At 59.7% G+C, this 14369-nt stretch carries 12 protein-coding genes and 1 pseudogene; 10 read left to right on the forward strand and 3 right to left on the reverse strand.

Annotated elements, in window-relative coordinates; all coding sequences use genetic code 11:
- The coding region (locus BSU04_RS26665; RefSeq protein WP_144021308.1) for a helix-turn-helix domain-containing protein at positions 1-444 on the reverse strand (444 nt) is incomplete at its 3' end.
- 310 nt (positions 445-754) lie between these two features.
- Here BSU04_RS26665 and BSU04_RS26670 point away from each other — a divergent pair.
- Entirely contained in the window at positions 755-1564 is an 810-nt protein-coding gene (locus tag BSU04_RS26670; protein WP_089163385.1) for a class II aldolase/adducin family protein, read from the forward strand.
- Positions 1565-1626: 62 nt separating this feature from the next.
- Here BSU04_RS26670 and BSU04_RS26675 read toward each other — a convergent pair whose 3' ends face one another.
- The gene (locus BSU04_RS26675) at positions 1627-2622 is read right to left on the reverse strand and encodes an ABC transporter substrate-binding protein (protein WP_089163395.1); all 996 of its coding nucleotides are present in this window, start codon (positions 2620-2622) and stop codon (positions 1627-1629) included.
- A gap of 297 nt (positions 2623-2919) precedes the next feature.
- Between BSU04_RS26675 and BSU04_RS26680 the strand changes: the two genes are divergently transcribed.
- The 7 genes from BSU04_RS26680 to modA all read left to right on the forward strand — a co-directional run bounded on the left by BSU04_RS26680 (position 2920) and on the right by modA (position 11488).
- Positions 2920-3630: a PadR family transcriptional regulator gene (locus BSU04_RS26680; protein WP_089163386.1), complete on the forward strand. Its 711-nt coding sequence runs from the start codon at positions 2920-2922 to the stop codon at positions 3628-3630.
- A gap of 23 nt (positions 3631-3653) precedes the next feature.
- Entirely contained in the window at positions 3654-4469 is an 816-nt protein-coding gene (locus tag BSU04_RS26685) for a siderophore-interacting protein (protein ID WP_089163387.1), read from the forward strand.
- Between the two features lie 48 nt (positions 4470-4517).
- Positions 4518-5771, forward strand: a complete 1254-nt coding sequence (locus BSU04_RS26690) for an MFS transporter (protein ID WP_089163388.1) — start codon at positions 4518-4520, stop codon at positions 5769-5771.
- 84 nt (positions 5772-5855) lie between these two features.
- Positions 5856-6842: a bifunctional helix-turn-helix transcriptional regulator/GNAT family N-acetyltransferase gene (locus tag BSU04_RS26695; RefSeq protein WP_089163389.1), complete on the forward strand. Its 987-nt coding sequence runs from the start codon at positions 5856-5858 to the stop codon at positions 6840-6842.
- A 657-nt stretch (positions 6843-7499) separates the two neighbouring features.
- Positions 7500-8369, forward strand: a complete 870-nt coding sequence (locus BSU04_RS26700) for a DMT family transporter (RefSeq protein WP_089163390.1) — start codon at positions 7500-7502, stop codon at positions 8367-8369.
- Positions 8370-8567: 198 nt separating this feature from the next.
- Positions 8568-10643 carry a TonB-dependent receptor gene (locus BSU04_RS26705; protein WP_218827353.1) on the forward strand — a complete coding sequence of 692 codons (2076 nt, stop codon included), beginning with the start codon at positions 8568-8570 and terminating at the stop codon, positions 10641-10643.
- Positions 10640-11488, forward strand: a complete 849-nt coding sequence (gene modA / locus BSU04_RS26710) for a molybdate ABC transporter substrate-binding protein (RefSeq protein ID WP_089163392.1) — start codon at positions 10640-10642, stop codon at positions 11486-11488. The genes BSU04_RS26705 and modA overlap by 4 nt, the downstream gene beginning before the upstream one ends.
- A gap of 19 nt (positions 11489-11507) precedes the next feature.
- Here modA and BSU04_RS26715 read toward each other — a convergent pair.
- A pseudogene (locus BSU04_RS26715) lies at positions 11508-11651 on the reverse strand (RidA family protein); the annotation flags it as partial.
- Positions 11652-11944: 293 nt separating this feature from the next.
- Here BSU04_RS26715 and BSU04_RS26720 point away from each other — a divergent pair.
- Together BSU04_RS26720 and BSU04_RS26725 are read left to right on the forward strand one after the other, a co-directional pair.
- Positions 11945-12604, forward strand: coding sequence for a FadR/GntR family transcriptional regulator (locus BSU04_RS26720; protein WP_089163393.1), 660 nt, complete (start codon positions 11945-11947; stop codon positions 12602-12604).
- Between the two features lie 90 nt (positions 12605-12694).
- A complete protein-coding gene (locus tag BSU04_RS26725) occupies positions 12695-14350 on the forward strand; it encodes an ABC transporter substrate-binding protein (RefSeq protein ID WP_089163394.1) in 1656 nt (551 codons plus the stop codon).
- Positions 14351-14369: the final 19 nt, after the last annotated feature.

The raw sequence follows: 14369 nt of genomic DNA on the forward strand, positions 1-14369 counted from the left end.
GCGCGTGCTGTGGCCGTGGCGCAGGCAGGCAATGAGCTGACGACGCAGTTCGCCGCGCGGCTGGGCGTAGATAGCCGTGTAAATGGTTTCGTGCGAAACGTGCTGGGTCGAGTCGGTCGGATACATACGTTTAAGTGTGCCCGATATCTGTTGGGGCGACCATTTCCACTCGAGCAGGGTGAGAACCACTCGCCAGCAAACGGTTTGCAGGCAAAGCTTATTGGGGCGGCGTCCCGCGCTGCGGCGTGCGACGCTCAGTGCTTGAGCCGGCTGGGATGAATAGCCAAGCGCAGAGCTGTTTCGCGTCAGTTCACGGCTAACGGTGGCTGGCGAGCGCCCGAGTATCCGGGCCATGGCCCGGATACTCACATCCTGTAGCCGCAAGCTTGCGATGGCCAGGCGCTCTTCAGGTTGGAGTTGCTGGTACGAAGTTTTTTCGGGCATTGCGACACCTTATACGAGATAGGTGTTGCACTTCGCTTTTGAGGCCGCCCTTTGATTCGGTAAGCTCTTAGAAATAATACGCATCGCCGCGGAGCGCCGCCCGGGCACGATCGATATGGTTATCTTCATTTGATATTTAACCTTTGCAGGCCCGGGTGCTAGCCTTTGAGAGTGTTCACTGGCGTCGACCGATTGAACCTTCAACCAGTTTGCGCCAGGGACACTCGCCGGGACTGGCCTTGGCCGCTATCGGCACGAGCTCATCCGGACGAGTCAGAACGCCGCTTGAACGCCAAAGGACATCAAAACAATGAGCACCCTCACCGACGCGCCCGGCCTCACTCTGCATGCCACGCCCGTACGCAAATTCTGGTTCGACGAAGTCCCGGCTCCGGCAACGCCCGCCGCCGAACGCCGGCATCGCCTGGAACGGCTTGCGGGCGCGTTTCGCCTGTTCGCCCGCTACGGTTTCGATCAAGGCCTGGCCGGACATATCACTGCCCGTGATCCTGAATGGCCCGATCATTTCTGGGTCAATCCACTTGGCAGGCACTTCGCACGCATGCGGGTTTCCGACTTGCTGCTGGTGAACAGCGCCGGCGAGATCGTGGTCGGCAAGGGCCCGGTTAATCAAGCCGCGTTTGCGATTCACGCGGCCATTCATGAGGCACGCCCGGATATTGTCGCGGCTGCGCATACGCATTCGCTATATGGAAAAGCTTGGTCGACCTTGGGACGCAAGCTTGATCCGCTCACCCAGGATTCTTGCTCCTTCTATGAGGATCACGAACTATTCGATGATTTCCAGGGCGTGGTGCTCGACACCAAGGAAGGCGCGCGCATTGCCGAGGCCCTGGGTTCGAGTAAAGCGGTGATCCTGAAGAATCACGGCATCCTGACCGCAGGTCCGACGGTAGAAGCCGCTGCATGGTGGTATCTCGCGCTGGATAACGCGTGCCACACGCAACTGCTCGCCGAAGCCGCCGGTACGCCTCAGCGCATTCCGCATGACGTCGCAGCGCTGACACACGAGCGGGTCGGCCGTCCGGGAGGCGCGCTGTTTTCGTTCGAGAGTTTGTATGAAGGCCTGGTCGAAGCCGAACCTGATCTGCTCGATTGATTTGAAACGGCACCGAGTGCCGGGTGGTTAAGGCGTTGCATCACACATCGCCTTAGCCACCGTCATGCCTTGGCGATCCGCGTATCCGAGATGGCGCGCACATCGATCCTTCTTGGCAGGATGGCATCACGGAAAGCGATATCCGCGACCCGCTGCAACGCGACAATATCGTTCTCGGCGACAAAGCGTTGCTTCAGCGCTGATCGCGCGGTAATGGTCTTGGCGGCATCGAAAGGAAGGCGAGTGAGCGACGCGTAGACACGCGCGTATGCATCGGGGTTGGCGAGCGCCCAATCACCCGCGCGCTGCAAACGCTGCAGCACATCTGCAATAGCGAGGCGCTTCAGTGGATCCGCCGCCGCAGTGCCCGACGCCGTTACAAAGCCCAACCCGCTATTGATCCCGGTACCATCCCGCAGTACCCGCGCGCCCCGCTGAACCGCTGTTCCGAAGTACGGATCGAAAGTCGCCCACACATCGATACTTCCCGATTCAAACGCGGTGAACGCGTCGACCGGCAATACAAACCGCACTGAAACGTCCTCGCGCGAAAGGCCGGCTTCTGCCAGCGCGCCATAGAGCTGGAACTGCGAAATGCTGCCACGTGCCGACGAAACAAACACCGAACGTCCCTTGAGCTGCGCCACGCTGCGCAACTTCGAATCCGCCGGAACGAGAATGCCCAACTGCGAGCCCGAGCCAACGCGTGTTGCGACTATCTTGAGAGTCGGATCACCAACGGCCGCCGCCAGCACCGGCAAATCGCCAGCCGGCGCCAAGTCGACAGCACCCGCGCGCTGCGCTTCAAAGAGCGGCGCAGCACCCTGGAAATTAGCCCATTTGAAGGCATACGGCGTACCGTCGAGCACCTTGGCCGCCTCGGCGAGCGCGCGCGTACCGCCCGCCTGATCGCCCAGCACGAGCGTGACGGAGCCCAGGGCCGCGTCCGCCGCCCTCGCCTCCTGCGACCCGAAAGCGCCTAGCGCAGCGACAGCCGGCGCGGCGCCCAGCAAGCGCAATATGCGCCGTCGTCCAGCGAAAAAATCAGAACCATCCATCTGCATAAATCCTCGCGGGCGTAATCAGCGCCCAGAGTAGCGACGCCGCGCACCCTTGAGAATTATTCAATTCCGATATGGTTATGACCGCCAGATACTTAAGCATTGCAAGTTCAATCATAGCCGATCGAGACCCGTGACAAAGCGGGTGGGCCTCCGGCCATTCGCTCGAGCGCGACACCTCGGGGCGCGCTCCTCGTGCCAATGCCCCTTCACACACGCCTTCGAAAAATATTGACAACGTATCTTAAGATATATATCTTAAGATCTGTTTTACGATAATCATGGAGTCCTACGATGAGACATCACCGACATCGCGAGTTCGCTCGCCCCGAAGCTGGATTTGAATCTTCAGACCGTTCTTCCGTGCATGCACTGTGGCATGCCATCGGTCGCCACCATCACCGCCATGACGACGACGGCCGCTTCCCAGGCGGTCCAGGAGGATTCGGCGGCCGCGGCGACGACGGCATGCCGCGCGGCCGCAAGTTCACCTCCGACGACCTCCAGTTGCTCCTGCTCGCCCTTCTGGCCGAAGCACCGCGCCATGGCTACGAGTTGATCAAGGCGCTCGAAGTCCGCTCGAACGGTTTTTACAGCCCGAGTCCGGGCATGGTCTATCCAGCGCTGACTTATCTGGAAGAACTGGGCTATGCAACGGTTGAAGTGGAAGGCAATCGCAAGCGTTATGTGTTAGCCGAACCGGGCCGCAATTACCTGACGACGAACCGCGAGCGCGTCGACCTGATGCTGGCCAAGCTAAGCCATTTCGCCCGCAAGATGGATTCAGTGCGCCGCGCATTTGCAGGCGAAGCAACCGATGAAAACGCGGACGCTAACAGCGACAGCAACGCATGGCTGCCCGAATTCATCCAGGCACGCCGCGCTCTCAAGCACGCCTTGCTGATGCGAACCGACGCACCCGCTGGCGAGCAACGCCGCATTGCCGCCATCCTTGCGCGTGCGACGGCCGAGATCGAAGGGAAAACTGCCGGAGATCCGGCTTGAATCAACACTTAAGAGAACACTCAATGCAAAACAGACCCGATCTGGCGGTCGGCCGCGTCCGCCATCAACTTAAATTCCGCCTGGCTCAAGTCAAGCGCGTTCAACCGCTTACGCCCCATCTGGTACGCGTCACGTTAGGCGGCGACGATCTCAACGACTTTGAATCCGCGTCCTTCGACGACCACATCAAGGTCTTCTTCCCGCCACCGGGAGCCGACAAGCCTGTCATGCCCGCGGCCGGCCCGAATGGCCCGGTGTTCCCGGACGACCAGCCGCGGCCCATCGCACGCGACTTCACCCCGCGCCGATACGATCGCGAAGCATGCGAGCTCGATATCGAGTTTGCGCTGCATGAGGCGGGCCCCGCCGCGACATGGGCGGCGCAAGCGCAGGTCGGGCAATATCTGGGAATCGGCGGACCGCGTGGCTCGTTTATGATCCCCACGGGTTTCGACTGGCATCTGCTGATCGGCGACGAGACCGCGCTCCCTGCCATTGCACGTAGACTGGAAGAGTTGCCGCCGGGAACTCGCGTGGCCGCGCTGATTGAAGTGCAAGATCCGTCGGCGCGCATCGATTTCACGACGCAGACCGACCTGTATGCCGAATGGCGCTATCGCAGCGAATCAGACTTCCCCGGTGGGGCCTTGTTACTGGCCTTGCGCGAAATGTATCTGCCGGCCGGCGAGGGCTACGTCTGGGCCGCGGGGGAAGCCACGATCATGCGTGCCGTACGCCTGCACTTGTGCACGGAACGGGGTGTCGACAAGGCCAGGATTCGCGCTGCCAGCTATTGGAAACGTGGCGCAGAAGCGGTTCACGAATCGATCGACGACTGACTCGCGCCTGCCGCCTTAGCCGTTAAAAAATTTAATAAGGATGGCTATATGTATAGTCTGGATGCGAATCGCGAGCGGCGCCTTCTCTGGCTGCTTGCACTTACGCAATTCACCATCATCATGGACTTCATGGTGATGATGCCGCTCGGCCCGCAAATCATGCGGAGCTTTCAGATATCACCGGCCGCGTTCGCCACCGCTGTTTCAGCCTACTCGTGGTGTTCCGGTCTCTCGGGACTGCTCGCCGCCACTTACATTGATCGCTTCGATCGCCGCCGTCTCATGCTGGCGGTCTATGCGTTGTTCGCGCTGTCGAACCTTGCGTGCGCCTGCGCCACCAGCTTTCCCATGTTGCTGATCGCGCGCGCTTTTGCGGGCATCACCGGCGGCGTGCTGGGATCGGTCATCATGGCGATCGTCAGCGACGTTATTCCCGCCGCGCGCCGCGGCGCCGCGACCGGCACGATCATGACGGCCTTTTCACTCGCCGCAGTGGCGGGCGTCCCGGCCGGTGTTTTGCTAGGCGCGCACTTCGGCTGGTTCACGCCGTTCATCTTGCTGGTAGGTTTGTCGGTCGTGATCTGGCTGGCCGGAATGCAGATGGTGCCTTCGCTTACCGAACATCTAAGCCGCAAGCAACCTCCGTTAGGCAGCGTGCTGCCTACGCTGTGGCGGTTGGTGTCGAAGCCGCGCAACGCCACCGCGTTCGCGCTTACGTTCATCGTGATGGTGTCGCAGATGCTGGTGATCCCGTTCATCTCGCCCATGCTAGTGGCTAACCACGGCGTCGCGCCGGCACAGTTGTCATGGCTTTACATGGCGGGGGGCGCAGCGACATTCTTCACGGCGCGTCTTGTCGGCAGGCTCTCCGACCGTTATGGCAGCCGCCGCATGTTCCGCCTGCTGGTGGTGCTGTCGCTCGCGCCGGTGTTGTTCATCACTCACTTGCCGAATCTGCCGTTCGTCGCGATGGTGCTGCTGTTCCCAGTATTCATGGTGATCGTGTCCGGCCGCATGGTGCCGATGCAGGCGTTGCTGACGACCGTTCCCGAACCGTCTAACCGCGGTGCTTTCCTCAGCACGAACAGCGCGTTGCAAGCACTCGGTGCCGGTTGCGGTGCGTGGCTCGGTGGGCTGTTCCTGTCGTTCGATGCGCATGGATATATCCGGGGTTACGGCGTCAACGGCTTGCTGGCTGCCGCCCTCGTGTCATTCGCAGCGGTTTGGGTGGGCCGCGTGAAAGCGGCGTCGGAGAGAGCTGTGGCGCCGTCCATTGCCGCTGAGCCGCTTGGGGAAGCGTAGTCGTTTCATCCGTGCCCGGCCGGACTTGAATAAGTTGCGTCTCGCAAGTATATTGGTTGCGCGACGCAACTTATTGGAACGGCCATGGACTATGTCGACTTGTCTGAGAAATCGCGGGACCACACAATCCTCGAACTTCGCGACTTTTCGCGAAAGCTGGTACGCGAGCTTGGTTTCATGCGCAATACGCTGGCCGATAGCGACCTTGCGCCGTCAGCCGTTCACGCCGTAATTGAAATTGGCCTTGCACCCGGGCTTCAGGCGCGCGACCTGGCCGACACTCTGCGGCTCGATAAGTCGAACACCAGCCGGCAGTTGGCAAAACTCGAATCATTGGGACTGGTCACGCGGGAAACAGCTAGCGACGACGCCCGGTCGTCACGGCTCTTTCTGACGGCAGCCGGCAAGAAGCTGCGGCAAAAGATCGACCGCTTTGCGACCGATCAAGTCTCCAATGCGCTGCGGCGCCTGGTGCCCGCCGAGCAGCAAACGCTGGTCCGCTCGCTGGCACTTTACGCGGATGCCTTGGCGCAGGACAACGTCAACAAGACACCGCGAGCGGCGGTATCGATTGATGAAAAAATCCTGGAGAGCTACCAACCGGGATGCATTGGCGACATAGCAAGCCTGCATGCTCGTTTTTATTCCCAGGCTGCCAGCTTCGGCGTCTTCTTCGAAAAGAAAGTCGCCACTGAGCTGGCGGAGTTTGCCATGACCTTGCCGTCTGCGGGCAAAGCGCTTTGGCTTTACGTCGAAAACGGCAGGTCGCTCGCTTCAATTGCCATTGACGCAGACCATGTCAATGACCGGCTTGCTCATTTGCGATGGTTTATCGTCGACGAGTCATTGCGCGGTTCAGGTGTCGGGCGACGTCTGCTCTCAAAGGCACTGGATTTTGTCGACCGGGAATTCGATGAAACCTATCTCTGGACCTTTAAGAGTCTTGATGCGGCGCGTCATCTGTACGAATCATCAGGCTTTCAACTAACCGAAGAAGCAGAAGGTTCGCAGTGGGGTACCCATGTGATCGAGCAAAAATTCAACCGGCGCTCCGAGCGAACGTCCTGGTAAAACACGTTCGGTTAAGACTGTCGTTCGCTGGTGCGCCGGCAGTGCGACGTCGATTGCACAGCTCGCTGCGGGAACGGACATCACGCGGCAATCGATCTCGCGGCAATGGAATCACGCGCTGATAGAACCAAGCTGGCCGTGGAGCCTTGAAACGCAGAGCGATGTGGCAATCGCATCGTGCGCGGCAAGCTAAGGGCCAAACGTGTTTTGCAGTTTGATCGCCTTGGATCGCGCCTTGAACCGGCCAAGCGAGATGACGAACAAAGCTATTAGGCAAGCCCCGCTCGCGCGTTGCGCAACCGGCGACTAAGCGGTAATCTTGCACCCTTAGCACGCGACTCTATTTAATCCGTTTTCCATGACGAACCTTGCGCACCCATGCCTTGCCGCTATCGAGCCTGACTCGAAGGCTGGTCACGTGCGCCTTGGCGGTTATAACGGTCGCGGTTTCTCTCTCGGTTTCTCTGTTTCCCCACCTGTCGTTTCTCCTCCGAACACCGTTCCGGCTGGCGTAGTAGCGCCGCCGCGCACGGGCGTTCCTGGCTGATCTCCCGCCCTTCAAGTCTTAGGCTTGCGGCCTGACCGCAGCACCTTTTGGTGCTTGTCGGCCTGACAGCGCTCGCCCAAGTCCTTTATTCCCTCGACAGGTGAATACTCATGGCTTTTGTAAAAACCGCCGTCGCCGCGTATGGCTCGACAGCACTCTTTGTCCTGTTGTGGAGCAGCGGTGCAATCGTTTCGAAACTTGGACTCGATCACGCTCCAGCCTTCGCTTTTCTCGTGCTGCGTTTTGCCCTTGCGTCAAGCGTCCTTGCAATGCTCGGTCTATGGCGCGGGCGTTGGTTACCTGCGTCTGGGACGCGTTTGCAAGTCGTAATCACCGGTGCCTTGCTGACCGGTGGTTATCCTATTTGCTATCTGCTCGCGCTGGATCGTGGATTGACACCCGGTATTCTCGCTACCCTTCTGGGCGCACAACCCATCCTCACGCTCGTGCTGGTGGAGCGTCGCTTGACCGCCGCACGCCTGGGCGGCCTGTTGCTTGCGTTAGTCGGTTTGTCCCTCGTTGTATTCGCAGCCGGCAAGGCTGAGCGCTTCCCCTTAGCGGGCGTACTTCTCGGCTCCGCCGCTCTAGCGTGCATGACGATAGGCGCCATCCTGCAAAAACGCCTCAAGCAACAACCGACCGATATCTTGCCGCTTCAGAACGTTGTCGGCCTCGTGCTCGCCATGTTGTTCGTCCCGTTCGAGCCCATCACGTTCGTACCCAGCCTGGATCTTCTTATACCGCTGCTGTGGCTAGGCATCGTGATATCTGTTTTCGCACAGTTGCTCTTTTACCGGCTGATGCAGGCCGGCAATCTGGTCAACGTGACGAGCCTCTTTTATCTCGTGCCCGTGGTCACCGCCGTCATGGACTATCTCGTGCTCGGCAATCGCCTGGCGCCTCCTGGCGTAGCCGGAATGGTGTCGATATTGGCAGGCTTGATGCTGGTATTTCGCGCCGCACCCGCACGGAAACGCTAAGCGCTTCATTGGCGGCCCGGATATTCGGCTCGAAATACCGGGTATTCGAGCCGAATCCGCAACTAGCCAATACGTGCCTGATCGTTTCGTTATATATTGCCGGACATATCGAAAATTGTTACCGGCAATTACACCACTACAACAAAGATGCCTCGCCCTATCACAGTGTTTAGGGCGCTCACACTTGCATCAGCAGGCATGAGCGCTTCGTTCGCCACGTACGCGCAAGAAGATGAAGTCCAGCTTTCCCCCGTTGTCGTTAGCGGCCTCGCGCCGGTGGCTTATCCGACTTACCAGGTTGACCGCATCAGGGTTGGACCGCTTGGTTACAAGGATCTTCTGGATACGCCTTACTCCATCAGCGTCGTTCCCTCGTCACTAGCCGAGAACCAGCAACTTCAAAGTGTACGGGAAGCATTCCGCTTTATTCCATCAGTTCAGGGCGAAAACATTCGCCCGCAAACGCGTGGACTGCAAGCGGGCGTGGTGCAAAACACCCGCGTCGACAGCCTTAACGTCGCAGCGACAACCGACTATCCAATCGAACAGTTCGACCGCGTTGAAGTCTTGAACGGTCTGGCGGGTGCGCTCTATGGTCCCGCTAATCCGGCAGGCACGTTCAACTACGTGCTCAAGCGCCCGACAGCGGAACCCTTGCGTGAGTTCACGTTCGGTTATGCCTCGCGCGAGTCCCTGACCGAGCATATGGATCTTGGTGGCCAATTTGGCAATGACGATCGCTTTGGTTATCGGCTCAATCTGCTTAACCAGAACGGCGAGGGATACGCGCAGGGCAGCCGCTTGCGGCGCGAGTTAGGCAGCCTCGCCTTCGATGTCCGCTTCACACCGGATACGACACTAGAGACGAATGCGAGCACCTATCACTACCTGGATACCGGATTTCCCGGGACGTTTGCTTTGGCCAAGAATGTACCGTTCCCGGGCGCGCCAGATCCGACCAAGCCCGGGTACGGTCAGTCATGGGCGGGTGACGAAAACGTCACCAATATGTTCAGCGCAACGCTAAAGCATGACTTCAACAAGGACTGGCATTTGACGGCAGGTGTGCTGCGCGAGACGAACGACCGGGCATCGACGGTACCGACCAACACGATCACCAACAAGTCCGGCGCCTACACAACGACCACGGCCACCACCACGTTCAGTCTTGATACGATCGTCAGCAACACGCTCGCGCTTAACGGACGCACGTGGCTGGCGGGTATGTCGCACGATCTGGTCGTATCGAACACCGGGTTTTTCTGGAACCGCTACACCCCGTTCCAGACCGGCGCAATCACGCTGGGAAGTGCGAGCATTGACGATCCGCTCGGATTCGCCAAGCCTGCATTGCCGGATTTTTCGAACCGCTACCGGGCGGTCAACACGATCCAGCAATCGATCACGCTGGGAGACACGATTGGTTTCAACGAGCATTGGTCGACGCTGCTGGCGGCAAGCCAAAGCTGGATCACGGTGCATAACTACAACAAGCAGGGAACGACAACGAGCCAATACGACGCTAACGGCATCAGTCCAACTGCGAGCCTGTTGTACAAGCCCTGGTCGAACATGACTGCTTACCTGACTTATGCGGACAGTCTGCAACAGGGCGATAGCGCGCCCGCCGGTTCCGCGAATGCGGGCAATAGTCTTGCGCCGTATCGAAGCAAGGAATGGGAACTCGGCTACAAGGTGGACCTCAGCAGTATTAACCTTGGCGCTGCGTTGTACCGGATAAAGCGGCCGTATGCGTATGTAGGAACCGACAACGTGTTCGCTGAACAGGGCGAGCAGGTCAACCGCGGCCTTGAGCTCACGGCAAACGGCGCTCTGACGAGAGATCTAAACGTATTCGCGGGCGTCTCGCTGCTGGACCCCCGCCTCTTCGATACCGGCTCGGCCGCCACCAGTGACAAGCAGATCCTCGGGTTGTCGCGAGTCGTTTTCAATGCCTTGTTCGACTATAAGGTCCCGATAGTTCCCGGCCTGGCTTTCAACCTGAACGTCAATCATGCAAGCCGTCGGCCGGGTAACTTCTCGAACACGGACTTCGTCGACGGCTATACGATCGCGGACCTCGGTGTACGTTATCAAACCAAGATAGCAGGCAAACATGTGGTGTGGCGTCTAGCGGTCGACAACTTAACTGACAAGCGCTACTGGGCCAACATCACGCCGAGCGGCCAGAACGGTTTCAACAGCACCGACAACGGAACCGGCACGATTGGCGCGCCGCGGACCATTCGTGCCTCATTGCAGATCAATCTATGACACTCAATCATCCCGCCGTTCGCGGCACGCTGAGCGCCCTTTCCATCTCCGCTGTATTGGCTGGCTTTGCGAACCAGGCGTCCGCTCAGGAACCAGTCACCGTGTACGCTGCCGGCAGCATGGGCGGTGCGTTGTCGGCCATCGCGAAGCAATACACCGCAGACTCCGGACAGAAGATCAATCTCGTCACCGGGCCGGCAGGCCTGCTGCTCGAGAAAATTGAAGGCAACGCGCGAGCCGACATCTTCATCTCCGCGAACATGGCACATCCGCAACGACTGACAGCGCAGGGCAAGGCAGCGTCGACCGTCGTGTTCGCGAGGAACCGTGTGTGTGTTGCCGCGCGCCCGGACGTTGGCTTGACAAGCGACAACCTGCTGGGCAAGTTGCTCGATCCTGCAGTGAAGATCGGCACGTCTACCCCCAAGGCCGATCCTGCTGGCGACTATGCATGGATGTTGTTTGCCAAGGCGGATACGGTGCATCCGGGTGCCGGCAAGATCCTGGAGGATAAGGCGCAACAACTGGTTGGCGGCCGCGCAGAGCCGAACGTGCCCACCGGGAAAAACCCGGTCAAGTACTTCATGGAAACGCGCCGGGTCGATGTGTTCATCGGCTATTGCAGTTCACATGAAACAACTCCCGACACAAGCGTTACACAAGTCGAATTGCCATCGAACCTGGCCATCCCGGCCGACTACGGCATGGCCGTGCTCGACGGCCCACAGAACAACTCAACGCATGATGCCGCTTATCGATTCGCCCTGTACTTGATGAGTCCGCAAGCGCAAGCCATATTGCCGCGCTACGGTTTCGGCGCGGTGGCGCTGGCGTCGCCGCAATGACGGCAATAACATGGTCGCGTCAGGACTTCACCGCGATCACATCGATTTCTATCAGCCACTCCGGCCGGGCCAGCGCCGTCACGGTGATCCCGGTCGACACGGCATGCACGCCCTTCAACCATCGCCCTATGACGCGATACATGGCCTCGCGGTAACGCACGTCATGCAGACTGCTGCGCTCCTTATGATTGATGTGAATCATGGGCGCGGTCCGGGCGGGTTTCAGCTTACTGAGGGTTTTGAATTTGCTGCTGGAGGCGCATCGGTGAGAGGGTTGTATTACAGCACTTCTTCTGCCCTGATTTCGTGCGATGCACCGAATCGATCGCCAGGAACTAGTGCATACGCTACTTCCCAATCTCCGATCTTTATCCCAAGCCATTGTTTTAAAAGCCAACGTACTCCTGGCACGGTTCGCGCATAGGCACTCCGGTCCTACCGGTAGGAGTGCACCGCATGAGCATGCCGAATTTCGTTGCGCAAACCCTGCAGCAACGCATTCTTTCGGGCGTATACGCGCCCGGTGAAGTCCTGCCCGGACAACGCGAATTAGCGGGCCAGCTCGGCGTCAGCCGCGGTGCCCTGCGCGAAGCCGTGTCCGTACTCATGACGCTAGGCTTCCTTCGCTCTATCCCCGGTAAGGGGACGTTCGTCGCGCATCGCGGACAACGCGATACAGAGCCCGTCAGCCGTAGCGCCGAGCAAACCATGCAACTGCGCTACATCATCGAGCCCTGCGCCGCCGCGCTTGCCGCGCGAACAACCGGCCCCGGCATAGCAAGCCAGTTCCGCGACATGCAAGCCCGGTTCAAGGACGCCCTGCTGCGCAATGACCTGATCGACGCCGCCAACTGCGACCTCGCTTTCCACCAAGCAATTACTGCTTGCTCAGGTAACGACATCCTCGCGGAAATCTCCCACTCGTTCGAAGACCGCATCGGTAAAAGCCAACGCTTTCCCCTTGCTAATACACCACGCCTGATCGAGGCGTTCGAAGAACACGAACACATCGTTGCCGCTATTACCGGCGGCAATGCCACCGCCGCAATGACCGCCATGCAACGTCATCTGCGAGGCGCCGCCGAACGCGCCGGCATCGCGTTCACCATTCCGTAAATATCGGCATGACTAACTGATGGTGTGCCGTTCATGGCTACCCTCTCCGACATCCACCGACGATCAACCACCATAGAGGACCGTACCTGCATGAACTTCATCAAATCAAGTTTGCTGACGTGGGCCTGCGCGCTGGCATGCAGCGCGGCCTTGCCCGCCACCGCACAGGCACAGGAAAAAGTGCTGCGGATCGCAATGACAGCCGGCGACATCCCTCGCACGCTGGGCCAGCCGGACCAGGGTTATGAAGGCAATCGCTTCACCGGCATCACCATGTACGACGGCCTCACGCAATGGGACCTGAGCCACGAAAAAGGACCCAGCGAACTGATCCCCGATCTCGCCACGTCCTGGCAAGTCGATCCCAAGGACCACACCAAGTGGATCTTCAAACTGCGCCCCGGCGTAAAGTTTCACGACGGCTCGCCATTCAACGCCGACGCTGTGGTCTGGAACGTCGACAAGGTCCTCAACAAGAGCGCACCGAACTTCGACCCGAGCCAGGTCGGCGTGACCGCATCCCGCATGCCGACGCTGCGCTCAGCACGCAAGATCGACGACCTGACGGTCGAGCTGACGACTTCTGAGCCCGACTCGTTCCTGCCGATCAACCTGACAAACCTGTATATGGCTTCGCCCGTACAGTGGCAGAAAAAACTCGCTGCCATTCCGGCGTCAGTGACCGATCCCGCCGAGCGCGACAAGCAGGCGTGGATCGCGTTCGCCGCCGATGCATCGGGTACAGGCCCGTTCAAGATGGCGCGCTTCGTGCCGCGCGAACGCCTGGAGATGGTCAAGAACACCGAGTACTGGGACCCCGCACGCAGGCCGAAGATCGATCGCGTGGTACTGCTACCCCTGCCCGAGGCCAACACGCGCACGGCCGCCCTGCTGTCAGGACAAGTCGACTGGATCGAGGCGCCCGCGCCGGACTCCATGGACGCCATCAAGTCGCGCGGCTTCAAGATCTATTCGAACCCGCAGCCTCACGTATGGCCGTGGCAGCTCTCGTTCCTGCCGGGTTCACCGTGGCTCGACAAACGCGTGCGTTACGCAGCCAACCTTTGCGTGAACCGCACGGCGCTCAAGCAGTTGCTGGGCGGGATGATGAGCGGAGCGACCGGCACCTTCGAGCCGGGCGACCCGTGGCGCGGCAGCCCGACCTTCCAGATCAAGTACGACCCGGACGCAGCCCGCAAGCTGATGACCGAAGCCGGTTATTCGGCAGCCAAGCCGCTGAAGGTCAAGGTGCAGATTTCGGCTTCGGGGTCTGGTCAGATGCAACCGCTGCCCATGAACGAATTCGTGCAACAAAACCTGAAGGCCTGTTTCATCGACGTCAGCTTTGATGTAGTCGAGTGGAACACGCTCTACACCAATTGGCGTCTCGGTGCGAAGGACCCGTCCGCACATGGCGCTAATGCAACCAACGTGAGCTTCGCATCAATGGACCCGTTCTTTGCCATGGTCCGTTTCGTCAGCACGCAGGCCTTCCCGCCGGTATCGAATAACTGGGGGTACTACAGCAATCCGAAGATCGATGCGCTGATCCAGCAAGCTCGCACGACCTTCGACGCGAAACAGCGTGACGTGCTGCTCGCGCAGTTGCACGGCGATATTGTCGATGACGCCCCGTTCATCTGGATCGCCCACGACACGGGCCCCCGCGCGATCTCGGCCAAGGTGCACGGCGTGGTGCAACCGAAGAGCTGGTTCATCGACATCGCCACCATGTCGATGAACTGACCTGAAACCGCCGTGGCTT

The sequence above is a fragment of the Caballeronia sordidicola genome (assembly GCF_002220365.1).
Taxonomy (GTDB): domain Bacteria; phylum Pseudomonadota; class Gammaproteobacteria; order Burkholderiales; family Burkholderiaceae; genus Caballeronia; species Caballeronia sordidicola_C.